We start from the raw sequence: 25578 nt of genomic DNA on the forward strand, positions 1-25578 counted from the left end.
ATGGCACTGACTCGTGAACAGATGGCCCAGCGCGTTGCGCGCGAGCTGAAGGACGGCTACTACGTCAATCTTGGGATCGGTATTCCCACCCTGATGGCCAATTACGTTCCAGACGACATGCAGGTGATGCTGCAGTCGGAAAATGGCCTGCTCGGCATGGGGGCCTTTCCGCTCGCGGATGAAGTTGATGCCGACATGATTAACGCCGGCAAACAGACCGTTACGTCGGTGCCGGGCGCCTCGATCTTTTCCTCGGCGGAGTCCTTCGCGATGATTCGCGGCGGCCACGTAGACCTGACCGTGCTCGGTGCCTTCGAGGTTGATGTTGAAGGCAACATCGCCTCCTGGATGATCCCCGGCAAGCTGATCAAGGGTATGGGCGGGGCCATGGATCTGGTGGCAGGTGCGGACAATATTATCGTCACCATGACCCATGCATCCAAGGATGGCGAGTCAAAGCTGCTCTCGCGCTGCAGCCTACCCTTGACCGGTGCCGGCTGCATTCGCAAGGTGCTGACCGATCTCGCTTACCTAGAGATTGCCGACGGCGCTTTCATCCTGCGTGAGCGTGCGCCAGGCGTCAGCGTTGCCGAGATCGTAGAGAAGACTGCCGGCCAACTCAACGTGCCCGATGATGTGATCGAAATGCAGTTCTGATTCTTTTTCTGCCCACGCGAGTCCTCTTGTCTGGCACTCGGTAATGCGTGGGCTTTTTCTTGATGTTTGTCAGGAGTATCTGCCATGCAAGAAGTCGTCATAGTCGCCGCCACCCGTACCGCCATCGGTGCCTTCCAGGGTGCCCTGTCTGATATTCCTGCCCACGAGTTAGGCGCTGCGGTGATTTGCCGCCTGCTGGAGCAAGCCGGCCTGTCTGGCGAACAGGTGGATGAGGTGATCCTCGGTCAGGTACTCACTGCGGGTTCCGGCCAGAACCCGGCGCGTCAGGCCGCCATCCTCGCAGGCTTGCCGCACACCCTGCCGGCCATGACCTTGAACAAACTCTGTGGCTCGGGCCTCAAAGCCCTGCATTTAGGTGTACAGGCCATCCGTTGCGGCGACGCTGAGGTGATCATCGCGGGTGGCCAGGAAAGTATGAGCCTAGCGCCCTATATTCTCCCAGCGGTCCGCACTGGTCTGCGTATGGGGCACGCCAAGGCCCTGGACAGCATGATTCACGACGGTCTGACCGACGCCTTCAACCACTACCATATGGGCGTCACCGCCGAGAATTTGGTGGAGAAGTACGAACTTAGCCGTGAGCAATTGGACACTTTCGCCGCTGCTTCTCAGCAGAAGGCCTGCGGCGCCATCCAGGCTGGGCGTTTCAAGGACGAGATCACCCCGATCCTGATCCCGCAGCGCAAGGGAGATCCGCTTGTTTTCGACACGGACGAAGGCCCGCGTGCAGGTACCACCGCTGAGTCCCTTGCCAAGCTGAAGCCAGCTTTCAAGAAGGATGGCAGCGTTACTGCCGGCAACGCTTCCACCCTCAACGATGGTGCCGCCGCAGTGGTCCTGATGAGTGCGGCCAGGGCTGAGGCCCTAGGCCTGCCGGTGCTGGCGCGTATCAAGGGCTACGCCAGTTCTGGCGTCGATCCGGCGATCATGGGTATTGGCCCGGTCACCGCTACTCGGCGTTGTCTAGATAAGGCTGGCTGGAGCATTGATGAGCTGGACTTGATTGAGGCCAACGAAGCTTTCGCTGCCCAGGCTTTGTCGGTGGGCCAGGAACTTGGCTGGGACATGGCCAAGGTTAACGTTAATGGTGGTGCAATCGCCCTCGGCCACCCCATCGGCGCTTCTGGCTGCCGGGTGTTGGTGACCTTGTTGTACGAGATGATCAAGCGCGACGCGAGGAAGGGCCTGGCAACCCTCTGTATCGGCGGCGGCATGGGCGTTTCCCTCGCTATCGAACGATAATTTCGCATGGATGTAAAAGCGCCGGCCTAAGGCCGTAATGCTGTTCACTTAAGAAAAACGCCGCGGTTCCCATTGGGAGCGCGGCGTTTTTCTTGGTCTGTTTTCTAGCTTTTGTGGGTCTATTTCAGCGCCGGCCCCTCGACATGGTTGAAAAACATACAAAAAACCCGCTGCCAGATGACTGGCAGCGGGGTTCTGGAATGTCCCGCCAAGCCTCAAATACTTAAGTGAACAGCATTACGGCCTTAGGCCGGCGTTTTCGTTCTCCATAAGTGGGTTTTCGCTGAGAAGCAGTTGGCCAGTAGCGTTCTAGCTACCTGCGAGCCGTTGGGCTTATCCATTACTGCGCAAATACGTTGGCCGGCGGCGATTAGCAGGCCAATGTCGATACCGGTTTCGATGCCCAAGCCCTCAAGCAGATACAGTACGTCTTCTGTCGCGACGTTACCGGTGGCGCCCTTGGCGTAAGGGCAGCCGCCAAGACCGGCGACCGAGCTGTCGAACACGCTGATACCTTCCAACAGGCTGGCGTAGATATTGGCCAGAGCCTGGCCGTAGGTGTCGTGGAAGTGGCCGGCCAGCTTGTCACGCGGGATATCGCGGCCAACTACTTCAAATAGCGTGCGGGTGGTGCCCGCGGTGCCGGTGCCGATGGTGTCACCCAGCGACACTTCGTAGCAGCCCATGGCAAACAGTTCGCGCGCTACGCTGGCGACCTGCTCGGGCGGCACATTACCGTCGTACGGGCAGCCCAGCACGCAGGAGACATAGCCACGTACGCGCACATCATGCTGCTTGGCGGCCTCCATCAACGGCACAAAGCGTTCAAGGCTCTTGCCAATCGAGCAGTTGATGTTCTTTTGCGAGAAGGCCTCGGAGGCGGCGGCGAAAACTGCCACTTCCTTCACTCCAGACTCCATTGCTGCTTCGAAACCCTTGAGGTTGGGAGCCAGGGCGGCGTAGGTGATACCGGGCAGTTGCTGGATTTGTGCGAAGACCTCGGCACTACCGGCCATTTGCGGCACCCACTTGGGCGAGACAAAGCTGCCGACTTCGATATAGCCCAGGCCAGCGGCGGACAAGTCATCGACCAGACGTACCTTGTCGGCGACGCTGATTGGCTGTATCTCGTTCTGCAAACCGTCGCGCGGGCCGACTTCGACCAGGCGGACTTGTTTGGGTAGATTCATCGTTGCCTCGTTATTCATCGTGATGGCTATCGCTGCGCTCAACCCATCCTACGTTGCTCAGGTCGACTGTCTGTAGGAGGGGCTTTAGCCGCGAGCTTTTTATAGAAAGTCGCGGCTAAAGCCCTCCCGCGAGTGTCATCCAATATGCGCCGGGTTATACGCTGGCCTCCTCTAGCTCAACCAGTACCGCCCCTTCGCTGACCATCTCGCCTTCGACGCAGTACAGCGCCTTGACCGTTCCTGCATGGGCCGCGCGGATGCTGTGTTCCATCTTCATCGCTTCCAGCACCACCAGCGCAGCACCGGCTTCGACCTGCTGGCCGGCTTCCACCAGCACCCGCACGATACTGCCGTTCATCGGTGCCGTCAGGCCGCCGTGATACTGATGGCCGGCTTCAACTTCAGCAATCGGGTCGACACGCTGAATGCTGCGCAGTTCGCCGGCGTAGTGCAGATACAGGCTGTCGCCGCGGCGAATCGCCAGATGCTGTTGGCGCACGCCATCGCTTTCCACCGACAACGTTTCGCCTTGCAGCTGTACGGTGGACGTCGCGGCGTAGCGCAGACGGATCACCTGGCGCTCGTTCTGGCAGCTCAGATGCAGATCGGTTTCCGCCGGCAGGCCCAGACGTAGGCCGTTGTTGCGTGACCAGGGTGAATGGAAGTCGTCGTGGCGCTGCTGCGGCGCTTCACTTTGCACAAAGGCTTCGGCGGCCAGTTGCCAGAACTCGGCCGGCAATTCAGTTACTGGAGGCAGAAGCTGCGCTTCGTGACGCGGAATAAAACCGGTATCCAGCTCCGCATTGGCAAAGGCCGGATGGGTCAGCACGCGGGTAAGAAAGGCCCGATTGGTGCGAACCCCTCCGACGCAGGTTTCCTTAAGCATGGCCAGCAGGCGCAGGCGCGCCTCTTCGCGGTTTTCGCCCCAGGCGATCAGTTTGCCGAGCATGGGGTCATAGAAGGGCGAGACTTCATCGCCTTCGCTGACGCCGCTGTCTACCCGACGACCTGGGCCAGCGGCGGCTTCGCGGTACAGCGCCAGGGTACCTGTGGCAGGCAGGAAGTCGTTGTCCGGATCTTCGGCATACAGGCGCACCTCGATGGCATGGCCAATCAGCGGCACTTGCTCCTGGGTGATCGGCAGCGCTTCACCACGGGCGACGCGGATCTGCCAGGCAACAAGGTCCAGGCCGGTAATCAGCTCAGTGACCGGATGTTCGACCTGCAGACGGGTGTTCATTTCCATAAAGAAGAAGTCGCCGCGCTCATCCAGCAGAAATTCCACGGTGCCGGCACCGACATAGCCGATGGCCTGTGCCGCCTTGACTGCCGCTTCGCCCATGGCTCGGCGCAGTTCAGCTGACAAACCGGGCGCAGGGGCCTCTTCAACCACTTTCTGATGACGACGCTGGATCGAGCAGTCGCGCTCATTCAAGTACAGGCAGTTGCCGTGTTGGTCGGCAAACACCTGGATCTCCACATGGCGCGGCTTGAGTACGTATTTTTCAACCAGCATGCGCGAGTCGCCGAACGACGACTGCGCCTCGCGCTGGGCGCTGGCCAGAGCCTCGGGCATTTCGCTTTCGCGCTCGACCACCTTCATGCCCTTGCCACCGCCGCCAGCCGCCGCCTTAAGCAACACCGGGTAGCCGATTGCGTTCGAGGCCGCGCGGAAGGTTTCTACATCCTGCGCTTCGCCGTGATAACCGGGCACCAAGGGCACGCTGGCGGCTTCCATCAGCGCCTTGGCCGCGGACTTGCTGCCCATGGCGTCGATGGCGCTGGCGGGCGGGCCGAGAAAGATCAAACCGGCGGTTTCGATAGCGCGGGCAAAGCCGGCGTTTTCCGAAAGAAAGCCGTAACCGGGGTGAATCGCCTGGGCACCGCTGGCTTTGGCCGCAGCGATCAGCGCGTCGATCCGCAGGTAACTGTCCGCCGGCTTGGCACCGCCCAGGTTGACCGCCAGATCGGCTTCGCGCACATGGCGCGCGTTGGCGTCGATGGCACTGTGTACCGCCACGGTCTGGATGCCCATGGCTTTGGCCGTGCGCATCACCCGGCAGGCGATTTCGCCACGGTTGGCCACCAGCAGAGTGTCGATAGGCTTAAGGCTCATGCTTGTGGCTCCTGCCATGCGGGTTTGCGCTTATCCAGGAATGCCCGCAGACCTTCCTGACCTTCGGGGCTGACGCGGATACGGGCAATCGCGTTCTCGGTGTAACGGCGCAGCGCCGGAGTCAGCACGCCGCTGCCGACTTCGCGCAACAGATCCTTGCTGGCGAGCATCGCTTGCGGGCTATTGAGCAGCAGCGTGTCGACCCACTCGACCACGGCCTGCTCCAGGGCGTCGGCGGCATAACATTCGGCAAACAGCCCCAGTTCCTGCGCTCGTTGGCCGCTAAAGCGTTCAGCCGTCAGGGCATAGCGCCGCGCCGCACGTTCGCCGATGGCTTGCACAACAAATGGGCTGATCACTGCCGGAGCCAGGCCAATGCGCACTTCGGACAGACACAGCTGGGCGTCAACGGTGCCGATGGCCATGTCGCAGCAGCTGATCAAACCCAGCGCCCCGCCAAAGGCCGCGCCTTGCACCACGGCCAAGGTCGGGATCTTCAGCTGATACAGGTTGTGCATCAGCTCGGCCAGCTCACGCGAATCAGCCAGGTTGGCCAACCTGGCTGATTCGCGTGAGCTGGCCGAGCTGATGCACAACCTGTATCAGCTGAAGATCCCGACCTTGGCCGTGGTGCAAGGCGCGGCCTTTGGCGGGGCGCTGGGTTTGATCAGCTGCTGCGATATGGCCATTGGCACCGTTGACGCCCAGCTGTGCCTGTCCGAGGTACGCATCGGCCTGGCGCCGGCGGTGATCAGCCCCTTTGTCGTGCAGGCCATCGGCGAACGTACTGCGCGGCGCTATGCCCTGACGGCTGAGCGCTTTAGCGGCCAAAGGGCGCAGGAGCTGGGGCTTTTTGCCGAATGCTATGCCGCCGATGCCCTGGAGCCTGCGGTGGCCGAGTGGGTCGACACGCTGCTGCTCAACAGCCCGCAGGCGATGCTCGCCAGCAAGGATCTGTTGCGCGAAGTCGGCAGCGGCGTGCTGACTCCGGCGCTGCGCCGTTATACCGAGAACGCGATTGCCCGTATCCGCGTCAGCCCCGAAGGTCAGGAAGGTCTGCGGGCATTCCTAGATAAGCGCAAACCCGCATGGCAGGAGCCACAAGCATGAGCCTTAAGCCTATCGACACCCTGCTGGTGGCCAACCGTGGTGAAATCGCTTGCCGGGTGATGCGCACGGCCAAAGCCATGGGTATCCAGACCGTGGCGGTACACAGCGCCATCGACGCCAGCGCCCGCCATGTGCGCGAAGCCGATCTGGCGGTGAATCTGGGCGGTGCCAAGCCGGCGGACAGTTACCTGCGGATCGACGCGCTGATCGCTGCGGCCAAAGCCAGCGGTGCCCAGGCGATTCACCCAGGCTATGGATTTCTCTCGGAAAACGCCGGCTTTGCCCGCGCCATCGAAACCGCCGGTTTGATCTTTCTCGGCCCACCCGCCTCGGCTATCGACGCCATGGGCAGCAAGTCCGCCGCAAAAGCACTGATGGAAGCCGCAGGCGTACCGCTGGTGCCGGGCTATCACGGCGAAGCGCAAGATGTAGAAACCTTCCGCGCTGCCTCGAACGTGATCGGCTACCCGGTGCTGCTCAAGGCAGCGGCCGGTGGTGGTGGCAAGGGCATGAAAGTGGTCGAGGTTGAGAGCGAACTGGCCGAAGCCCTGGCCAGCGCCCAGCGCGAGGCGCAGTCGTCGTTCGGCGACTCACGCATGCTGGTGGAAAAGTACGTACTCAAACCGCGACATGTGGAAATCCAGGTATTTGCCGACCAGCACGGCAACTGCCTGTATCTGAATGAGCGCGACTGCTCGATCCAGCGTCGCCACCAAAAGGTCGTCGAAGAAGCGCCGGCTCCGGGTCTGTCAGCTGAACTGCGCCGCGCCATGGGCGAAGCGGCGGTCAAGGCCGCGCAGGCCATCGGCTATGTCGGCGCCGGTACCGTGGAATTTCTGCTGGATGAGCGTGGCGACTTCTTCTTTATGGAGATGAACACCCGCCTGCAGGTCGAGCACCCAGTCACCGAGCTGATTACCGGTCTGGATCTGGTGGCCTGGCAGATTCGCGTCGCCCGTGGCGAAGCGCTGCCGATCACCCAGGAGCAAGTGCCGCTGATTGGTCACGCCATTGAAGTGCGCCTGTATGCGGAAGATCCGGACAACGACTTTCTGCCGGCCACCGGCACCCTGGCGCTGTACCGCGAAGCCAATGCCGGCCCAGGTCGCAGGGTAGACAGCGGCGTCAGCGAAGGCGATGAAGTCTCGCCCTTCTATGACCCGATGCTCGGCAAACTGATCGCCTGGGGCGAAAACCGCGAGGAGGCGCGTCTGCGCCTGCTGGCCATGCTTAAAGAAACCTGCGTGGGCGGCGTTAAAACCAACCTGGCATTCCTGCAACGTGTGCTGGCCCACCCGGCTTTTGCCAAGGCCGAGCTGGATACCGGTTTTATCCCGCGCCATGAAGCACAGCTACTGCCGCCAGTGAGCGAATTGCCCGCCGAATTCTGGCAGCTGGCTGCCGAGGCCTTTGTGCAGAGTGAAGCGCCGCAGCAGCGCCACGACGACTTCCATTCACCCTGGTCACGCAACAACGGCCTACGTCTGGGCCTGCCGGCGGAAACCGATCTGCATCTGAGCTGCCAGAACGAGCGCCAGGTGATCCGTCTGCGCTACGCCGCGACGTCCACCGTACAGCTGCAAGGCGAAACGTTGTCGGTGGAAAGCGATGGCGTGCGCCAACAGCATCTGGCGATTCGCCGCGGCGACAGCCTGTATCTGCACTACGCCGGCGAACTGCGCAGCATTCAACGCGTCGACCCGATTGCTGAAGTTGAAGCCGGCCAGCAGCATCACGGCGGCCTGACGGCACCGATGAACGGCAGTATCGTGCGGGTGCTGGTGGAAGCCGGCCAGCAGGTCGAAGCCGGTGCTGCGCTGGTGGTGCTGGAGGCGATGAAGATGGAACACAGCATCCGCGCTCCGCATGCCGGCACTGTCAAGGCGCTGTATTGCAGCGAAGGTGAGATTGTTAGCGAAGGCGCGGTACTGGTGGAGCTGGAAGAAATCAGCGCATAACCTTTTGTAGGAGTGCATTTAGCCAAGCTCGCCGCTAAACGACTTTGAGCGCGAGCCCCATCGAGATGAACAACGAGGCAACGATGAACCTACCCAAACAAGTCCGCCTGGTCGAAGTCGGCCCGCGCGACGGTTTGCAGAATGAGAAACAGCCGATCAGCGTGGCCGACAAAGTGCGCCTGGTCGATGACCTGTCTGCCGCAGGCCTCGGCTATATCGAGGTGGGCAGCTTTGTCTCGCCCAAGTGGGTGCCGCAGATGGCGGGCTCCGCCGAGGTTTTTGCGCAGATCCAGCAGTTGCCAGGTATTACCTACGCGGCCCTGGCGCCCAATCTGAAAGGCTTTGAAGGCGCGCTGGAAGCGGGCGTTAGGGAAGTTGCGGTGTTTGCCGCGGCTTCGGAAGCTTTCTCGCAGAAAAATATCAACTGCTCGATCAGCGTGAGCCTTGAGCGCTTTGTCCCGGTAATGGACGCCGCCAAGCAGCATGGCATTCGCGTGCGCGGCTATGTGTCCTGCGTGTTGGGTTGCCCGTACGACGGCAGCGTGCCACCAGAGCAAGTCGCCAGCGTAGCCCGTGAGCTGTACGCCATGGGCTGCTATGAGGTTTCCCTGGGCGACACCATAGGGGCCGGCACCGCTGGGGCAACCCGCCACCTGTTCAACGTGGTCGGCCGCGAGGTGCCACGTAATTTGTTGGCCGGGCACTTCCATGACACCTACGGCCAGGCTTTGGCCAATATCTACGCCAGTCTGCTCGAAGGCATCAGCGTATTCGACAGCTCGGTCGCGGGTCTGGGTGGCTGCCCTTACGCCAAAGGCGCCACCGGCAATGTCGCGACCGAAGATGTGCTTTACCTGCTCGAGGGCCTGGGCATCGAAACCGGTATCGATATGGGCCGGCTGATCGCCGCCGGCCAGCGTATTTGCGCGGTACTGGATAAGCCCAATGGTTCGCGGGTGGCGCGGGCGCGGCTGGCCAGCGCGTAAACCTGTCTGTATCTGGCTAGGAAAGCCACTGCCGTCAGGCTTTGTTTACAGCCTGTAAAGCCAGAGCCCCAGATGCCGCGTGCCGGCCCTGCCTTCGGTGCAAAACTGCTACAACAGCCGCCAGGTCGGCCGCCGAGCAATAAGGGTCGCTGCAGCTCAAGGCTTGCAGCGACCAGTAGGCTAGCGTGCCATCGGCCAGGCGCAACAGCTCGGCACAACAAGAATTACGGCACCTGCCGAATGAGGAATCGACATGCAACAGCCCTTGTGGACACCCTCCAAGGAACGTATCGCCGCGACGCGGATGGACAGCTTCCGCCGCTTCGTCAATCAGCGCCACAGCCTGCAACTGACCGACTATTCAGCCCTGCACGCCTGGAGCGTGACTCAGCGCGAGTCCTTCTGGCAGGCAATTGTCGAGTTCTTTGAAATACGCTTTAACGCCCAACCCGAGGCAGTGCTGCAAGAAAGCAGCGCCATGCCCAGCGCTCACTGGTTTCCTGGCGCGACGCTGAACTTTGCCGAACACCTGCTGCGCCGCCGCGATAACTACCCTGCCCTGGTGGCTATCGGTGAAGACGGTTCCCGCGAGCAACTGAGCTATGCCGAACTAGCCGCCCATGTCGCGGGTTTGCAACGCAGCCTGCGCGCTGCCGGCGTGGGTATCGGCGACCGCGTTGCTGCTTTTATGCCCAACACCTGGCAAACCCTGGTCGGCATGCTTGCCGCCAGCAGCCTAGGTGCAACCTGGTCAAGTTGCTCGCCGGACTTCGGCACCCAAGGCGTGATCGACCGCTTCGGCCAGATCGAGCCCAAGGTGCTGATCGCCGCCGCCGGCTATCGCTATGCCGGTAAGAACCTCGACCTGACTGCCAAGCTCAATGAAATCCTCGAACGCCTGCCCTCGCTTGAGCAGCTGATTGTGGTGCCCTACTCCAATGCCCAGGCCAAAGCCGCCGATTTCCACTCGGCGGCCAAGGTCGCGCTCTGGCAGGATTTCTATCAGCCTGGCGGCGAGCTGGAATTCACCCAGGTACCGTTCGATCACCCGCTGTATATCCTCTACTCCAGCGGCACCACCGGCGTGCCCAAGTGCATCGTTCACGGCACCGGTGGCACCTTGCTGCAGCACGTCAAGGAACTCGGCCTGCACACCGATCTGCATGCCGACGACACGCTGTTCTACTACACCACCTGCGGCTGGATGATGTGGAACTGGCTGGTCTCTGGCCTGGCCCTGGGCGCGACTCTGGTGCTGTTTGACGGCTCGCCCTTCCACCCAGGTGCCGAGCGCCTGATCGACCTGATCGATGCCGAAAAAATCAGTATCTTCGGCACCAGCGCCAAGTTTCTCGCGGCGCTGGAAAAAGCCGGGGCCAAGCCCGGCAGCACGCACAGGCTGCAACGCCTCAAGGCCATTCTGTCGACCGGCTCGCCGCTGTCTCACGAGAGCTTCGAGTACGTCTACCGCGAGATCAAAGCCGATATCTGCTTATCGTCGATCTCCGGCGGCACCGATATCGTCTCCTGCTTCGCTCTCGGCAACCCGGTGCTGCCAGTGTGGCGCGGCGAGCTGCAATGCAAGGGCTTGGGCATGGACGTGCAGGTGTGGAACGACGCCGGCCAACCGGTAACAGGCGGAAAAGGCGAACTGGTCTGCGCGCTGCATTTCCCATCGATGCCGATTGGCTTCTGGAAGGATGTTGATGGCAGCAAGTTCCAGGCAGCCTACTTCGAGACGTTCCCCGGCATCTGGGCCCATGGCGATTACGCGGAAGTCACCGATCACGGCGGTCTGGTGATTCACGGGCGCAGTGACGCGGTACTCAATCCCGGTGGCGTGCGTATCGGCACCGCGGAGATCTACCGCCAGGTGGAAAAGGTCGAAGCTGTGCTGGAGTCCATCGCCATCGGCCAGGAGTGGGATGATGACGTGCGTGTGGTGCTGTTTGTCCGTCTGCGCGAGGGCATCGAACTGACCGACGCGCTGCAAACGCAGATTCGTCAGGTGATCCGCGCCAACACCACACCGCGCCATGTACCGGCCAAGATCATTGCCGTGGCGGATATCCCGCGCACCATCAGCGGCAAGATCGTCGAACTGGCGGTGCGCAACGTGGTACACGGCAAACCGGTGAAAAATACCGACGCACTGGCCAACCCGCAGGCGCTGGAGTTGTACCGCGACCTGGCAGAACTACGGGACTAAAGTACCAAAAACTCCAACCGAGCCAAGCGCACGGTGCTTATACTCCAAGTCAGTCGTTGTTGGAGTGCTGCCGTGGCTGTGCGCTGGATCTGTCTCGCTGTATTGCTGACCTCGCTGAGCCTAAGCGCAACAGCACAGGAGCCGCTGGAGCTGCATATGCCGGACGCGCCGCCGCTGACCTTTGTCAGCTTTCAGGGTGGTTACGGCATGGTCGGCGATGTGGCATTGGCCGCCATTGCCCGTGCGGGGTATCTCAGCCATATCCATGTAACCCCCTGGGCTCGCGCCCAGCAGCGGGTCAGTCGTGGCCACAACCTGCTGATCATCCCGCTCTCGCGTACTCCGGAGCGGGAAGCGCTGTACACCTGGATCGCCCCTATTTCGCCACTTGAGCGCGCCTTCTTCAGCCTTGATGCGCCGGTGGCCGACTTTGCCGAGGCGCGTCAGCGTTATAAGCGTATCGCCGTCGGTCTGGGCACCGCACAGATGGAAATACTCAAGCGCGAAGGGTTTACCGATGAGCAGATTGTCAGCCTCAAGCTTGGCGATAACCCCGCACGCATGCTCGAACTGGGCCGCGTCGATGCCTGGTTTACCGGGGTGCCGGAAGGGTTGTACCTGTGGCCGAAAAGCGACAATCGATTGCAGATGAGCCCCGTGATGGCCAGTACCGATCTGTACCTAGCCTGCTCCAAAGCGTGCGACGCAGACTTGCAGGAGAATCTACGCAAAGCGGTCGACGCGCTACGCGCCGAAGGCATGATCCAACGTATTCAGGACGCCTACCAACCCGCGCGCTAACAGCGGACATCCGTGTCGTCACCGGTGTTTAAATGCCTTTGCGCCCAGGGTCCTCAGGCAGCTGCTCCTCTTCGATATCCTCCAGTTTCAACTCCAGCCCCCATTCACCCGCCGACGCTGCGGGTGCCGCAGGCGCAGCAGGAGTCGGTGCGGCGGCCACTGGCGCGGGCGCAGCGGCAGGCGCTGAGGTACCTGGGTTGTCGCGGTAGAGCTTGAGCTTGAGGCGCACGTTGTTCGCCGAATCGGCGTTTTTCACCGCTTCTTCTTCATCAATCGAGCCATCGTTGACCAGGTCGATCAGCGCCTGATCGAAGGTTTGCATGCCGAGGTTTTTCGACTTTTCCATGATCTCCTTGATCTCGGAAAACTCGTTGCGTTTGATCAGGTCACGAATGGTCGGCGTGCCGAGCAGCACTTCCACCGCAGCCCGGCGCTTACCGTCGATGGTCTTGACCAGCCGCTGGGAAACAAATGCCTTGAGGTTGTTACCCAGGTCATTGAGTAGCTGCGGACGCCGGTCTTCCGGGAAAAAGTTGATGATACGGTCCAGCGCCTGGTTAGCGTTGTTCGCGTGCAACGTGGAGATTGCCAGATGGCCTGTGTCGGCAAAGGCCAGAGCATGTTCCATGGTCTCGCGGTCGCGAATTTCGCCGATCAGAATAACGTCCGGGGCCTGACGCAGGGTGTTCTTCAGCGCCGCATGAAAGCTGCGCGTATCCACGCCAACTTCGCGCTGGTTGATGATCGACTTCTTGTGCTTGTGCACATACTCCACCGGGTCTTCGATGGTGATGATATGGCCGCCGCTGTTGCGGTTGCGGTAGTCGATCAGCGCCGCCAGCGAGGTCGACTTGCCCGACCCCGTGCCACCGACAAACAGCACCAGCCCGCGTTTTTCCATCACGGTCTTGAGCAGCACTTCCGGCAGTTTGAGGTCTTCAAACTTGGGGATATCCATCTTGATATTGCGCGCCACGATCGACACTTCGTTGCGCTGTTTGAAGATATTGATGCGAAAGCGCCCAACACTGGCAATCGAGATCGCCAGGTTCATTTCCAGCTCACGCTCGAACTCCTCACGCTGCGCGCTATCCATCACCGAATCGGCAATCGCGGCCACCTCGCCAGCCTTTAGCGGTTCAGCACTGAGCGCTTTGAGCACGCCATTGAACTTGGCGCAGGGCGGCGCTCCGGTGGAAAGATAAAGGTCGGACCCGTCCTGGCTGGACAGGATTTTGAGCATGGCGTTGAGGTCCATAACGAGCTATCCCGTGAGTTGGATGTATTACGTTAGGCCAAGATTTCACATCGCTCCTGAGAAAATCGGAGCGTGCCTGGTTCAGGCGCTAAGCGGTTGAGAATACTGGCACAATAGGTTGATTGAATTCCGAGGAGCCCGTCATGGCTAAGGCAATGGCCCGCCACATTTTGGTGAAAACCGAAGCAGAAGCCGCTGCGCTGAAAAAACGCATCGCCGCTGGTGAAGCCTTCGATGTGCTGGCACGCAAGTACTCAACCTGCCCCTCCGGCAAGAAAGGCGGCGATCTGGGTGAAGTACGTCCCGGACAAATGGTGCGTGCTATTGATCAAGTCATTTTCAAAAAGCCGGTGCGTGAAGTGCACGGACCGGTGAAAAGCCAGTTTGGCTACCATCTGGTGCAGGTTTTCTACCGCGAGTGATCTGCCATGACGCCCGAACACGTTGCTGCTTTTTGCCTGAACCTGCCGGGTGTCCGTGAGGACATCAAATGGGGCAGCGTGCGGGTATTCTCAGTGGCTGAGAGCAAGATGTTCGCCTTGTTTCACTTGGGCAGCCATGACGGCCTGGCCTTTAAGGTGGATGATGACCTCTTCCTTGGCTATTGCGACCGCCCCGGCATCCGCCCGGCTCCTTATCTGGCCCGCGCCCGCTGGATAAGCATGGCCACACCCTACCCGCTGAGCGATAGCGAACTGCAAGCCCTGCTAACGCGCTCCCATCAGTTGGTGGTCAGTAAACTACCCAAACGCTTAAAGCTAGCACTGCTGCTTGATCCGCCAACAGCGGACGGTTAACTGCCGCCGGCTCCACAGGCTCCGTGCGCAGCTCGGATGCCCGGCGCAGGGACAGCAACGACGTTGGCTTGGCGGAGCAAGCTGACCGGTCATGCCAGAAAGCTGCCAGCACTCTTCACTGATCAGCTGAGTTAACCTGCTCAGCATCCCACTGCAATATAAGGCCGCCACGTGTTCTCCTCTGAGCGTTTGAAAGGCATCGATGTTTTCGTCTGCGTCGCCGAACTGGGCAGCTTTACTGCAGCGGCAGAGCGCCTGAGCCTAACCAGCTCGGCAGTGAGTAAAGGCATCGCACGGCTGGAAAGTCGCCTCGATATACGCCTGTTTGAGCGCACCACGCGCCGATTGGCGCTGACTGACGCGGGTACAGCCTTCTACCGAACCTGCACCCGCGTGCTCTCCGACCTGGAAGAATCGGAGCTGGCTCTGCATGCCGAGTTCCTCGAACCGCGCGGAAGGATTCGGATCGACCTGCCGGCATCCTATGGGCGCTTGCACGTGCTGCCGGTGATCCTGCACTTCGTGAAGCAATATCCGCTGTTGACGCCGTATATTTCCTTTACCGACAGCTTTGTTGAACCGGCTGATCAGGGCATCGACCTGCTGGTGCGCATCGGCGGTTCAGACGTGTGGCCGACGACCTTGGGCCACCGCTACCTGGGTGCTGAGCGGTTGATCTACTGCGCCGCCCCCGAATACCTGTCCAGGCGTGGCATGCCGACCACTGAAGCCGCGCTTGAAGAGCATGACTGCGTGCTCTACGGCCTCAGTAATGGCCTAGTCAGCCCTTGGTATCGAGAAGGCCCACAGCCCGGCGACAAGAAGCGTCTAATCATGCCGGCACGCATCGCCGTGGGAGATGGCGAGGGTGAAGTACTGGCTGTGCTGGCAGGCTATGGCATTGCGCAATTGCCCACGTGGCTGGTGCAAACGCATTTAGATAGCGGAGCCTTGGTTGAAGTGCTACCGCAGCTGTCCAGTGATGGCCTGCCGATGAACTTGGTTTGGCTGAAAAAGCGCGAAACACTGCCCAAAGTCAACGCGCTGTTAGAGGTCTTAGCCAAGTGTTTATCCCCCAGTGGCCACACATTGCCGACACCACCAGATAAGTGAATTAAAATCAGTAATTACTAGAAAAAACGCCACAAATAGACCGCAAAAGAATCAATACCATAACGCCCTTCCTAAACAAGAGCGTCGTTATGAATGCTATCGAATCACCCCGCCCCCAGGTTATACCTGCGGCAGGCTCTTCACTCAGCATTATCATCCTGGCCATCTCGGCTTTTTTGATCGTAACCACTGAGTTTCTGATTATCGGCCTACTGCCCGCCCTGGCCCGTGACCTCGGCGTTTCAATTGCCGCAGCCGGCCAGCTGGTCACGCTGTTCGCCTTTACAGTCATGCTCTTCGGCCCACCCCTTACCGCCGCCCTCGCCCACCTGGACAGAAAAAAGCTGTTTATCGCGATCTTGCTGGTCTTCGCATTCGCCAATGCTCTGGCGGCACTGTCTTCGAACATCTGGATGCTGGCCGTTGCACGTTTCATCCCCGCGCTGATGCTGCCAGTCTTTTGGGGCACGGCCAGTGAAACGGCAGCCCAGTTGGCCGGTCCAGCCAAAGCAGGCCAGGCCATTGCCCGGGTCTACCTGGGCATTACCGCTGCGCTGCTGTTGGGTATTCCATTGGGGACGCTGGCGGCTAACGGGATTGGCTGGCGAGGCGCCTTTGCATTGCTGGCTGGGTTGTCACTGCTGATGGCGGTGGCTGTGCTGATCTGCATGCCTGCTGTCGCGCGTAGCGAGCGGGTCGACTTCCTGAAACAGGCACGTATTTTCAAGGAGCCGTTGTTTCAGGCCAATGTCGCACTGTCGATCATTATCTTCAGCGCCATGTTCGTTGCGTACACCTACCTGGCCGACATGCTGGAACGCCTGGCTGGTGTGGAGCCAGCAGATGTCGGGTGGTGGATGATGGGGTTTGGCGCCGTCGGCCTGATTGGCAATTGGATGGGCGGTAAAGCGGTGGATCGCTCGCCACTCAACGCCACGGCTTTGTTTGTGGCACTGCTAGCACTGGGAATGGCAGCGGTGACGCCTCTGGCAGGAGCAGGCGTACTCGTGTGTATCGCGCTCGCGCTGTGGGGCATTGCCAACACGGCGCTGTACCCGATCTGCCAGGTTCGGGTCATGAACTCGGTGGCGCATTCTCAGGCGCTGGCAGGCACAACCAACGTGTCCGCGGCCAACGCCGGGATAGGGATCGGCGCGCTGGTCGGCGGCCTAACCATCCAAACCGCGGGTATCGGCTATGTCGGCTATGTCGCGGCAGCCGTTGCCGGTGTGGCGTTATTAATGATTCCGTGGGTCCATCGCCTGGCAACGCGCGCAACCCTCTGCACTGGGTAACGTGCTGCCAGCCGTCGACGATCACAAAGTGTACGCATGAGTGGCTGATACTCGTCGCGCTCAAGGGCAACCGCAGCAGATAACTGCGTCGAACAGACACTCCGCCTGTCCATCCGCTGCCTTTTGCGGCCGTAAACCGCTACAATCGCGCCCCTTTCGCGCCCGTGCGCCCGTTTATCTGGACCAAGATTCGTGATCTCCACCGCCAACATCACCATGCAATTCGGGGCTAAGCCCCTGTTCGAGAACGTTTCCGTCAAGTTTGGCGGCGGCAATCGTTACGGTCTGATCGGGGCCAACGGCTGCGGCAAGTCGACCTTTATGAAAATTCTCGGCGACGATTTAGAGCCGAGCGGCGGCCAGGTGATGCTGGAGCCGAACGTGCGCCTGGGTAAGTTGCGTCAGGACCAGTTCGCCTATGAAGAATTCACGGTAATCGACACTGTGATCATGGGTCACGAAGAGCTGTGGAAAGTCAAAGCCGAACGCGACCGTATCTATTCCCTGGCGGAAATGAGCGAAGAAGACGGCATGAAGGTCGGTGAGCTCGAAGGCGAGTTCGCCGAGATGGACGGTTACACCGCCGAATCTCGCGCCGGTGAGTTGCTGCTGGGCCTGGGTATTCCGCTGGAACAGCATTTCGGCCCGATGAGCGAAGTCGCGCCCGGCTGGAAACTGCGCGTGTTGCTGGCCCAGGCGCTGTTCTCCGATCCGGAAGTACTGCTGCTGGACGAACCGACCAACCACCTGGACATCAACACCATCCGCTGGCTGGAAAACATCCTGACCCAGCGTAACAGCACCATGATCATCATCTCGCACGACCGTCACTTCCTGAACAGCGTGTGCACGCACATGGCGGACCTGGATTACGGCGAGCTGCGCCTGTTCCCAGGCAACTACGATGAATACATGACCGCCGCAACCCAGTCGCGCGAGCAGTTGCTGTCCGAAAACGCCAAGAAGAAGGCGCAGATCAACGAGCTGCAAAGCTTCGTCAGCCGCTTCTCGGCCAACGCCTCGAAATCCAAGCAGGCTTCCTCGCGTGCCAAGCAGATCGACAAGATCCAGTTGGCCGAGGTCAAACCGTCCAGCCGTGTCAGCCCGTTCATTCGCTTCGAACAGAACAAGAAGCTGCACCGCCAGGCCGTCATGATCGAGAAAATGGCCAAGGGTTTCGACGGCAAGGAGCTGTTCAAGAACTTCAGCTTCCAGGTTGAAGCGGGCGAGCGAGTAGCCATCATCGGCCCGAACGGTATTGGTAAAACCACCCTGCTGCGCACCTTGGTTGGCGAACTCGCACCGGATGCCGGTGCGGTGAAATGGACCGACAGCGCGGAAATCGGCTACTACGCCCAGGACCACGCCCACGACTTCGAAGACGACGTCAGCCTGTTCGATTGGATGGGCCAGTGGACCACCGGCGAGCAGATGATCCGCGGCACACTGGGTCGTATGCTGTTCAGCAACGACGAGATCCTCAAGTCGGTAAAAGTCATCTCCGGTGGTGAGCAAGGCCGCATGCTGTTCGGCAAGCTGATTCTGCAAAAGCCTAACGTGCTGGTGATGGACGAACCGACCAACCACTTGGATATGGAATCCATCGAAGCGCTGAACCTGGCGCTGGAAAACTATCCAGGCACACTGATCTTCGTTAGCCACGACCGTGAGTTCGTGGGTTCCCTGGCTACGCGTATCATCGAGTTATCAGCCAACGGCATCACGGACTTCAGCGGTACCTACGATGACTACCTGCGCAGCCAGGGTGTGATCGTCTAACCGGCTCCTAGCCGGCATAAAAAAGCCCGCTCACTGAGCGGGCTTTTTGCTGGGTGCGATTATTACGCTGCTGCGAACAAACCACCGATCTGGGCGTGCGCTGCCGCAAAGGCATTCGCGCGCGGCTCATCACCGTAAGCCAGGCCTTCGGCGCGCACAATTTCAATATCGGTAATGCCGAGGAAGCGCAGCACCAGCAGCAAATACTCTTCGTGCGCCTGACCGCTTGGTTGGCCCGCATGAATACCGCCTGCGGTGGACACGATCACCACCTTCTTGCCACCTGCCAGGCCCTTGGGGCCATTCTCGTCGTAAGCAAAGGTTTTACCGGCGACAGCCACGCGGTCGATCCAGGCCTTGAGCTGGGTCGGCACGGTGAAGTTGTACATCGGCGCACCTATCACGATGGCGTCGGCCGCGAGAAACTCATTGAGGGTGCCTTCCGCCAGCTCGACTTCATGCTTTTGCGCCGCATCGCGCAGCTCCGCAGGGGTACCGCCGGCGACCAGACTGGCGGCGGACAGGTGGCTCAGGGCATCGCTGGCCAGATCGCGATAAATTACCTGCGCCTGAGGTTCGCTGCCGAGCCAGGCATCGACCACGGCACGGCTGAGTTGGCGAGAAGCAGACGAGTCGCCGAGGATGCTGGAATCGAGGTGCAGTAGTTTCATGACAATCTCCAAAGTGAGATCGCCCCACGGCGATCAAGATGTTGGAGATACTATCGATGAAAGCAATGGCCGATTAGTCCGTGTAAATGCGATAGTTCGTCCCACTGATAGGACGATAAAACCATGCATGACCTCAATGACCTGTTTTACTTCGCCAAAGTGGTAGAAGCCGGCGGTTTTGCCGCCGCCGGGCGCACCCTGGGCATTCCAAAATCCCGCCTGTCACGACGAATTGCCGAGCTGGAAAATCGCCTCGGCGCGCGCCTGCTGCAACGCACCACGCGCAAACTGGCATTGACCGACATTGGTGAGCGCTACCTGCGCCATTGCCAAGCCATGCTGCAGGAGGCCGAACAGGCCGAGGAAACCGTGGCCAGCCTAACCAGCGAGCCGCGCGGCCGCCTACGTGTCAGCGCGCCAGGCGGCATTGCTTTGCTTTCGGAGTTGGTGGTGAGCTTTCTCGCGGCCTATCCCAAGGTGCAACTGGAGCTGATTCAGACCAACCGGCGCATTGATCTGCTCAACGAAGGCGTAGACGTCGCCTTGCGCGTACGCAGCGCCGAGGATGAAGACCCGACGCTGATCACCCGGCGCTTGCGGCCCGCGCAGGCCTTTATGGTTGCCGCACCGGCCCTGTTGGAGCACGCGCGGGTCAGCACACCTGACGATCTGGCGAAACTGCCGGCCCTGGGCGCACTGGAAGCGGACCGCAAAATTCATCTGCGTTTGCAGCATGACAATGGGCGCGTGCAAGAAGTGGTGCTGGACGCGCGCCTGGCCATCGAGGATTTCAACGTCCGCAAACATGCAGCGATGAGCGGCCTCGGATTTACCATGTTGCCCGCGCCCCTGTGCCTGGATGAACTGGCCGATGGACGCCTGACCCGCCTGCTACCGGACTGGGCACTACCTGCTGCCCACCTGCAAGCGGTGTACACCCACAGGCGCGGCATGCTACCAGCCGTTCGGGCATGGATTGAGCATATCAGCGACGCCTTCAGCCGCTGGGACCAACCGATTTAGCGCCGCTGCATCAGCTGTAACGGCGCAAGAGTTCACCGAACAGCTGGCCATCCAACACCAGCCAGTCAATCCATACCAGCTGATGGGCTGCAACAATCAGCCAAACCACCAGCTGGAAGGAGAGCTTGCGCGTTTTGTGCCGAAAGCACTGCTGCGCGATCAACGCGCCGGGCCAGCCACCCAGCGATTCGACCAGATGCAATGCTTTTTCCGGCGTGCGCCAACGGCCTCGCTGGGCACTGGACTTGTCCTGCCAGTACTGCACAAAACTGATCAGGCTGGCGAGCGGGTAAGCAACCAGCACCCACACAAAACCAGACTGCCAAGCGCCCATTAGAGGCAACACACACAGCGCCATCAGCAGCACTAACTTCAGTCCGAGGTGCTGAATCGGCTCATGGCTGCGCATCGACGAAACCTGACGCACCCTGGCTTTCGCTGATGGTGCAACCGTGGGCTTAACAGCGCGAGGCTTACGGCGAATCGCAGGACGGTCCAACGCAAGTTCGCCAGCAACGCGGATATGCTCGGCGCGGGCACGCCCCTGAGGGTCCTTACCCGGCACGTACATCACCTGATCCCCGGCCACGGGGCGACGGTCGCCGCGCATGGCCGATATATGCGCAAAAAACTCAGCCCCGCCTTGCTCCGGCTGGATAAAACCAAAGCCTTTGTCGTCATTCCAGCTGCGCAACACGCCGCGTTGTTCCATTCCCTTACTCTCAACAGGTATAAGCCGCGCGCACTCTAGCAGCCTGGGAAATGGCGATCCAAAAACTCAAGCAGATACTGATTAACCTGCTCAGCCTGCTCGTTCTGGATCCAGTGCCCACAGTCCTTTAGGACGTGCTGCTGTAAGTCATCCACCCATTCCGGCATCTTCTTCAGTGTGTAGGCTTCCAGTTTGCCTACCGGGTCATGGTCACCGATCAAGAACAGCGTCGGCGGTTTAATCGTCTGCCCTTGTAATGGCTCGGTCACGTGCCAGTTGCGTTCGAAGTTGCGGTACCAATTCAACGCTCCCCGTAAACCGTGCTGAGCAAAGGTGTGGCGATACACCGCAAAGTCGTCCTCTGTGCACCAGTCGGGCAACGCGCCCACCTGCATGTCGTCCTCGAACAAACGGCCATCAGCAGGCTTGTCCTGCAGTAACAAGTTTCGCTCCTCGAAATACATCAGCAGGCGCAGGGTGCGGTCGATGTCAGCGTCCAACTCGTGTTCGGCGCGGCCAGGTTCCTGAAAGTAGAGGATGTAATTGAATCGCCCGGCACTGGCCTCACGCATGATCTCGGTGGCTGGGCGACGAGGCCGCCCGGCAAAAGGTACCGACAGGGTGATGAGGGCTTTGATCCGCACGGGCTCAAGCAGTGCCAGATACCAGGCGACCATTGCGCCCCAATCATGGCCGACCATTGCCACCTGAGTGTGGCCAAAGTGATCCATGGCCGCACGTATGTCAGCGCACAGCGTCAGTACGTCATAGGCCGCCACGTCCGCCGGCGCCTCGCTGCGGCCATACCCCCGCATCTCAGGCATGAACACCCGATAGCCGGCCGCGACCAACGGATCAACCTGCTGACGCCAGGAATACCAGCACTCCGGAAAACCGTGCAATAACCACACAGGCTTGCCCTGTTCCGGCCCTGCGCAGTAAAGACTGAGGGATATACCGTTGAGATCGAGTTGGAAATGATCGGCCGTATTGTGCATGGCACCTCCTGTGTGAAGTCCCACTATGACAAAGGCGCACCCTGGGGTGCGCCTTTATTCATCCAACGAATACAACGACAGCAATCAGCCCTGCGCCGTGCTCCAGTCAATCCACTGTAACTGCCAGGTCGCCAGAATCAACAAGCCAAACCCGATGCGGTACCAGGCGAACGCTGCATAACTGTGCTTACCGATAAAGCTGAGCAGTGCCCGCACCGCAATCATGGCGAAAATAAACGAGGTGACAAAACCAATGGCAAACACCGGCAGATCACTGGCCTGGAACAGGTCGCGGTACTTGTAGCCGGAGTAGACCGCAGCACCGACCATGGTCGGCATGGCAAGGAAGAAGGAAAACTCGGTGGCCGCCTTGCGCGACAAGCCGAACAACAAGCCGCCGATAATCGTCGCACCGGAGCGTGAAGTACCCGGAATCATCGCCAGGCACTGGGCAAAACCAATCTTAAGCGCGTCCTTCCACGTCATGTCGTCGACGCTCTCGGCGTGCACCAGGTGCGTGCGCCGCTCGGCCCAGAGCATGATCACCCCACCCACCACCAACGCCAGCGCCACGGTAATCGGGTTGAACAGGTAATGATGAATAAGATCGGCGAACAGCACACCTAGCGCCACGGCCGGCAGAAAGGCGATCAGCAAATTGGCGGTAAAACGTTGAGCCTGCTGCTCTTTGGGCAGACCGATGACAATGTCGAGGATCTTGCGCCGGTACTCCCAGACCACAGCGAGAATCGCCCCCAGCTGGATGATGATGTTGAAGGCCATCGCCCGCTCACCGCCAAAACCAATCAGGTCCGCGACGATGATCTGGTGTCCGGTACTGGAAATGGGCAAGAACTCCGTAATGCCTTCCACGATACCCAAAATCAGTGCCTGAACAGCCACCCAAAGATCCATCCTCACTCCTCAATACGTGCGCACCGGCACGAACAGCAACATTATGATGACGAACTCGCGTGGGCTTCCTACCAACCGGTTATTAAAAGGTTCCGGTCGGCAGAATAAATAATCAAATCACACACTTAACCCACGCCGCGCGAATCCTAGCAGAGAACCTGAGTATTGAGGCTACAGCACGCTGTACTGGCCTCGACCTGATGAAAGCAATCGCCAACCGAGCCGTCACTAATCCACCAATTAGCCTAAGGTCTAGAGTAGCGAAGCAAGACTCATCATCTATAAGAGGCGACCCCGCGCCTAAACAACCAGGGAGCCCACCATGAATAACCTGCGCAGCTTGCCTATTAACCGTCGTCTTTGGCTGATTCTTGTGGTTGCCATTGTCATGCTGATTATTCAGGGCGCCCTGTTACTCAAGCAGATCGAGGCCGACCTATATGCCGCCAAATCTGAAAAAACCCAGCATGTGGTGCAAAGCGCCGCGGGCATTCTGCAGCATTACCATGCACTGGAAGCGGCGGGCGGAATCACCCGCGAAGCGGCGCAGAAACAGGCTGCGGAGATCATTCGTAACCTGCGCTACGACGGCCAGGAGTATTTCTGGATTAATGATCAAACCCCAGTGATGGTCATGCACCCGACCAACCCCAAACTGGAAGGGCAGAACCTCTCAGGTTTCAAAGACCCAGATGGCAAGGCACTGTTCAATGAAATGGTCGCCATCAGCAAAAGCCAGGGCGCTGGCCAGGTCAATTACCGTTGGCCCAAGCCTAGTGCCAGTGACCCTGTGCCCAAGGTGTCGTATGTGCAACTGTTCCAGCCTTGGGGCTGGATCATCGGTTCAGGGGTTTATGTCGATGATGTGCAGGCCGAGTTTCACACCCAGGCCTTGAAAACCCTGCTGATTGGCCTGGTGATTGCCGCCTTGGTGGCCCTGCTCATTGTGCTGATCGTGCGCAGCATCACCCAGCCGCTGCGGCACGCGGTCGATGCCATGGCCAATATTGCCAGCGGTGATGGCGACCTAACACGAACCCTCGATACCCAGGGCAACGACGAGTTGTCCGCCTTGTCGCGTCACTTCAATGCGTTTACCGAAAAGTTACGCCAGGTGATCAAACACTCCCTCGACTCTGCCGGCCAACTCGATGCTGCTGCCCGCAACCTCGGTGAGGTTGCGGGCCAATCGCAACAGCACAGCGAGCAGCAGTCGCAGCAAATGGAACTGGTTGCCACAGCGATCAATCAAGTGACTTATGGCGTGCAGGATGTGGCGAAAAATGCCGAACACGCCGCTACAGAGGTGCACACGGCCGAAGAGCAAGCGCTGCAAGGTCAGCAGAACATTGAAGGCAGCCTGCGCCAGATCAATGCGCTGTCCGCCACCATCGACCAAGCGGTAACGGTGATTCAGGCCCTGGCTCAGGAAAGCACGCAGATAGGCAGCGTATTAGAAGTTATCCGCTCGATTGCCGAACAGACCAACCTACTCGCGCTAAACGCGGCCATCGAAGCCGCCCGTGCCGGTGAGCAAGGCCGTGGGTTTGCCGTAGTGGCCGATGAGGTGCGCCTGCTGGCGCAACGCACGCAAAAATCCACAGCGGAAATCCAGGTCATGATCGAGCGCCTGCAAGGCAACTCGGAAGCAGCCGTCAAGGTGATCAACGACAGCAGCCAAGCCTCTCAGCTGACCATCGAGCAAGCCCGTCAGGCCGGAACCAGCCTGACGTTAATCGCCAGCGGGCTGCGCAACCTCAGCGGTTTGAACGCTTCCATCGCCAGCGCGACACTGCAACAATCGCACGTGGTCGAAGACATCAATCAGAACGTCACCCAGGCAGCCAGCCTGGCCCATAACAACGCCCTGGCGGCGCAGCAATCCAGCGATGCCGGGCAACACTTAGGTCAGTTGGCTGAGCAGCTCAATCGTCTGCTTGGACAGTTCAGGGTATGAGAACGCAATGAGCAACATGGAACACCAGGAAGTCGACCTGAGCAAACCGCAAAACCAGGACCTGATTTGGGACTTGGACAGCATCGCCCGACGCGAACTGGCGGAACGCTTTATCAAGCTGTTCGAGAACCGCCTGTGCGTGTATTCGGAGTCAACGCGGCAGTTGTACACCAACTACGACCTGCACTTCCCCAGCGATATGGGCCGCAAGATGGTGGTGCTGCCCAATCCCTATGCCTTCCACGACACCCTGCATGGCATCGAGGCGCATGCTGTCCGTAAAACTGGGCTGTGCGTGCTGCCGGGCGTGGTCCTGCGCAAGCCTGGCTTGCTGCTGACTACGATGATCAAGGAAGGCGGCCCAGCACCGAAAACCATGCCGTTCAAACCGGCATTGGCGCAAATCATCAGCAACCAGAAGAAGGCAGGCGATATCTTCCTGCCAATCATGATGAAGGGTGATCTGCGTGAGTTCGACCAGCAGATGCCCTATATCCACCTGCACCGCCTGCAGGTTAGTCGCCTGACGCGGCTATCGACCTTCGAGCGCGACGATATTCAGCAGTCCATTACGCGCAAACTGCTTATGCTCTATCGCCAGGCAGACAGTCTCACCTGCCACTGAGTCGCAGCCCTGCCGTGAGGGCAATAAAAAAGCGGGCATCCGCCAAGGAATGCCCGCTTTGTGCTTTAGCTGCGCCAAATCTTATTGCTGGCTGACCCAGAACACCGCGGTGACGACGAAAATTACAATCAAGGCGAAAATAGCC

Annotated in this window: 21 protein-coding genes and 2 pseudogenes; 15 read left to right on the plus strand and 8 right to left on the minus strand. The window is 59.9% G+C overall.

What is annotated here, in order from left to right:
* A complete protein-coding gene (locus ALTER154_RS10295) occupies positions 1-657 on the plus strand; it encodes a CoA transferase subunit B (protein ID WP_160086770.1) in 657 nt (218 codons plus the stop codon).
* 84 nt (positions 658-741) lie between these two features.
* A complete protein-coding gene (locus tag ALTER154_RS10300) occupies positions 742-1920 on the plus strand; it encodes an acetyl-CoA C-acetyltransferase (protein WP_160086772.1) in 1179 nt (392 codons plus the stop codon).
* Between the two features lie 245 nt (positions 1921-2165).
* Here the strand turns inward: ALTER154_RS10300 and ALTER154_RS10305 are convergent, their stop codons facing one another.
* From ALTER154_RS10305 to ALTER154_RS10315, 3 genes and pseudogenes are all read right to left on the minus strand, one after another.
* The gene (locus ALTER154_RS10305) at positions 2166-3110 is read right to left on the minus strand and encodes a hydroxymethylglutaryl-CoA lyase (RefSeq protein ID WP_160086774.1); all 945 of its coding nucleotides are present in this window, start codon (positions 3108-3110) and stop codon (positions 2166-2168) included.
* A gap of 154 nt (positions 3111-3264) precedes the next feature.
* Positions 3265-5226: an acetyl/propionyl/methylcrotonyl-CoA carboxylase subunit alpha gene (locus ALTER154_RS10310; protein ID WP_160086776.1), complete on the minus strand. Its 1962-nt coding sequence runs from the start codon at positions 5224-5226 to the stop codon at positions 3265-3267.
* Positions 5223-5777, minus strand: a pseudogene (locus tag ALTER154_RS10315) (enoyl-CoA hydratase-related protein); the annotation flags it as partial. The gene ALTER154_RS10310 and the pseudogene ALTER154_RS10315, both read right to left, overlap by 4 nt.
* Positions 5778-5781: 4 nt before the next feature.
* Here ALTER154_RS10315 and ALTER154_RS10320 point away from each other — a divergent pair.
* From ALTER154_RS10320 to ALTER154_RS10340, 5 genes and pseudogenes are all read left to right on the plus strand, one after another.
* A pseudogene (locus tag ALTER154_RS10320) lies at positions 5782-6336 on the plus strand (enoyl-CoA hydratase-related protein); the annotation flags it as partial.
* Positions 6333-8294, plus strand: a complete 1962-nt coding sequence (locus ALTER154_RS10325) for an acetyl/propionyl/methylcrotonyl-CoA carboxylase subunit alpha (protein ID WP_160086778.1) — start codon at positions 6333-6335, stop codon at positions 8292-8294. The pseudogene ALTER154_RS10320 and the gene ALTER154_RS10325, both read left to right, overlap by 4 nt.
* 83 nt (positions 8295-8377) lie before the next feature.
* Positions 8378-9280, plus strand: coding sequence for a hydroxymethylglutaryl-CoA lyase (locus ALTER154_RS10330; RefSeq protein WP_160086780.1), 903 nt, complete (start codon positions 8378-8380; stop codon positions 9278-9280).
* Between the two features lie 253 nt (positions 9281-9533).
* A complete protein-coding gene (locus ALTER154_RS10335) occupies positions 9534-11489 on the plus strand; it encodes an acetoacetate--CoA ligase (RefSeq protein WP_160086782.1) in 1956 nt (651 codons plus the stop codon).
* Positions 11490-11561: 72 nt separating this feature from the next.
* A complete protein-coding gene (locus tag ALTER154_RS10340) occupies positions 11562-12290 on the plus strand; it encodes a substrate-binding periplasmic protein (RefSeq protein WP_372239924.1) in 729 nt (242 codons plus the stop codon).
* A gap of 28 nt (positions 12291-12318) precedes the next feature.
* Here ALTER154_RS10340 and ALTER154_RS10345 read toward each other — a convergent pair whose 3' ends face one another.
* Positions 12319-13548, minus strand: coding sequence for a PilT/PilU family type 4a pilus ATPase (locus tag ALTER154_RS10345; RefSeq protein ID WP_170049569.1), 1230 nt, complete (start codon positions 13546-13548; stop codon positions 12319-12321).
* Positions 13549-13691: 143 nt separating this feature from the next.
* Between ALTER154_RS10345 and ALTER154_RS10350 the strand changes: the two genes are divergently transcribed.
* The 5 genes from ALTER154_RS10350 (at position 13692) to ALTER154_RS10370 (ending at position 18532) form a co-directional block, all read left to right on the plus strand.
* Positions 13692-13970, plus strand: coding sequence for a peptidylprolyl isomerase (locus ALTER154_RS10350; protein WP_090253882.1), 279 nt, complete (start codon positions 13692-13694; stop codon positions 13968-13970).
* A 6-nt stretch (positions 13971-13976) separates the two neighbouring features.
* Positions 13977-14345 carry an MmcQ/YjbR family DNA-binding protein gene (locus tag ALTER154_RS10355; RefSeq protein WP_160086784.1) on the plus strand — a complete coding sequence of 123 codons (369 nt, stop codon included), beginning with the start codon at positions 13977-13979 and terminating at the stop codon, positions 14343-14345.
* 171 nt (positions 14346-14516) lie between these two features.
* The gene (locus ALTER154_RS10360) at positions 14517-15458 is read left to right on the plus strand and encodes a LysR family transcriptional regulator (RefSeq protein WP_160086786.1); all 942 of its coding nucleotides are present in this window, start codon (positions 14517-14519) and stop codon (positions 15456-15458) included.
* A gap of 89 nt (positions 15459-15547) precedes the next feature.
* The gene (locus tag ALTER154_RS10365) at positions 15548-16753 is read left to right on the plus strand and encodes an MFS transporter (RefSeq protein ID WP_160086788.1); all 1206 of its coding nucleotides are present in this window, start codon (positions 15548-15550) and stop codon (positions 16751-16753) included.
* A 192-nt stretch (positions 16754-16945) separates the two neighbouring features.
* Positions 16946-18532: an ABC-F family ATPase gene (locus ALTER154_RS10370; protein WP_090255828.1), complete on the plus strand. Its 1587-nt coding sequence runs from the start codon at positions 16946-16948 to the stop codon at positions 18530-18532.
* Between the two features lie 62 nt (positions 18533-18594).
* On the opposite strand, the gene ALTER154_RS10375 is transcribed toward ALTER154_RS10370, so the two are convergent.
* The gene (locus ALTER154_RS10375) at positions 18595-19203 is read right to left on the minus strand and encodes an FMN-dependent NADH-azoreductase (protein ID WP_160086790.1); all 609 of its coding nucleotides are present in this window, start codon (positions 19201-19203) and stop codon (positions 18595-18597) included.
* Positions 19204-19326: 123 nt separating this feature from the next.
* Between ALTER154_RS10375 and ALTER154_RS10380 the strand changes: the two genes are divergently transcribed.
* Positions 19327-20226 carry a LysR substrate-binding domain-containing protein gene (locus ALTER154_RS10380; RefSeq protein WP_160086792.1) on the plus strand — a complete coding sequence of 300 codons (900 nt, stop codon included), beginning with the start codon at positions 19327-19329 and terminating at the stop codon, positions 20224-20226.
* Positions 20227-20236: 10 nt separating this feature from the next.
* Here ALTER154_RS10380 and ALTER154_RS10385 read toward each other — a convergent pair whose 3' ends face one another.
* The 3 genes from ALTER154_RS10385 to ALTER154_RS10395 form a co-directional block, all read right to left on the minus strand.
* The gene (locus ALTER154_RS10385) at positions 20237-20938 is read right to left on the minus strand and encodes a DUF1294 domain-containing protein (protein WP_160086794.1); all 702 of its coding nucleotides are present in this window, start codon (positions 20936-20938) and stop codon (positions 20237-20239) included.
* Between the two features lie 35 nt (positions 20939-20973).
* Entirely contained in the window at positions 20974-21936 is a 963-nt protein-coding gene (locus tag ALTER154_RS10390; RefSeq protein ID WP_160086796.1) for an alpha/beta fold hydrolase, read from the minus strand.
* Between the two features lie 84 nt (positions 21937-22020).
* Entirely contained in the window at positions 22021-22851 is an 831-nt protein-coding gene (locus ALTER154_RS10395; protein WP_090255833.1) for an undecaprenyl-diphosphate phosphatase, read from the minus strand.
* A 322-nt stretch (positions 22852-23173) separates the two neighbouring features.
* Here ALTER154_RS10395 and ALTER154_RS10400 point away from each other — a divergent pair, with 322 nt between their 5' ends.
* Positions 23174-24808 (plus strand): methyl-accepting chemotaxis protein, encoded by a 1635-nt coding sequence (locus ALTER154_RS10400; RefSeq protein WP_160086798.1) that lies wholly within the window; start codon positions 23174-23176, stop codon positions 24806-24808.
* Between the two features lie 7 nt (positions 24809-24815).
* Positions 24816-25433, plus strand: coding sequence for a hypothetical protein (locus ALTER154_RS10405; RefSeq protein ID WP_090255835.1), 618 nt, complete (start codon positions 24816-24818; stop codon positions 25431-25433).
* The last annotated feature ends 145 nt before the right edge of the window (positions 25434-25578 follow it).

Source organism: Pseudomonas sp. 9AZ, assembly GCF_902506525.1.
GTDB classification, from domain to species: domain Bacteria; phylum Pseudomonadota; class Gammaproteobacteria; order Pseudomonadales; family Pseudomonadaceae; genus Aquipseudomonas; species Aquipseudomonas peli.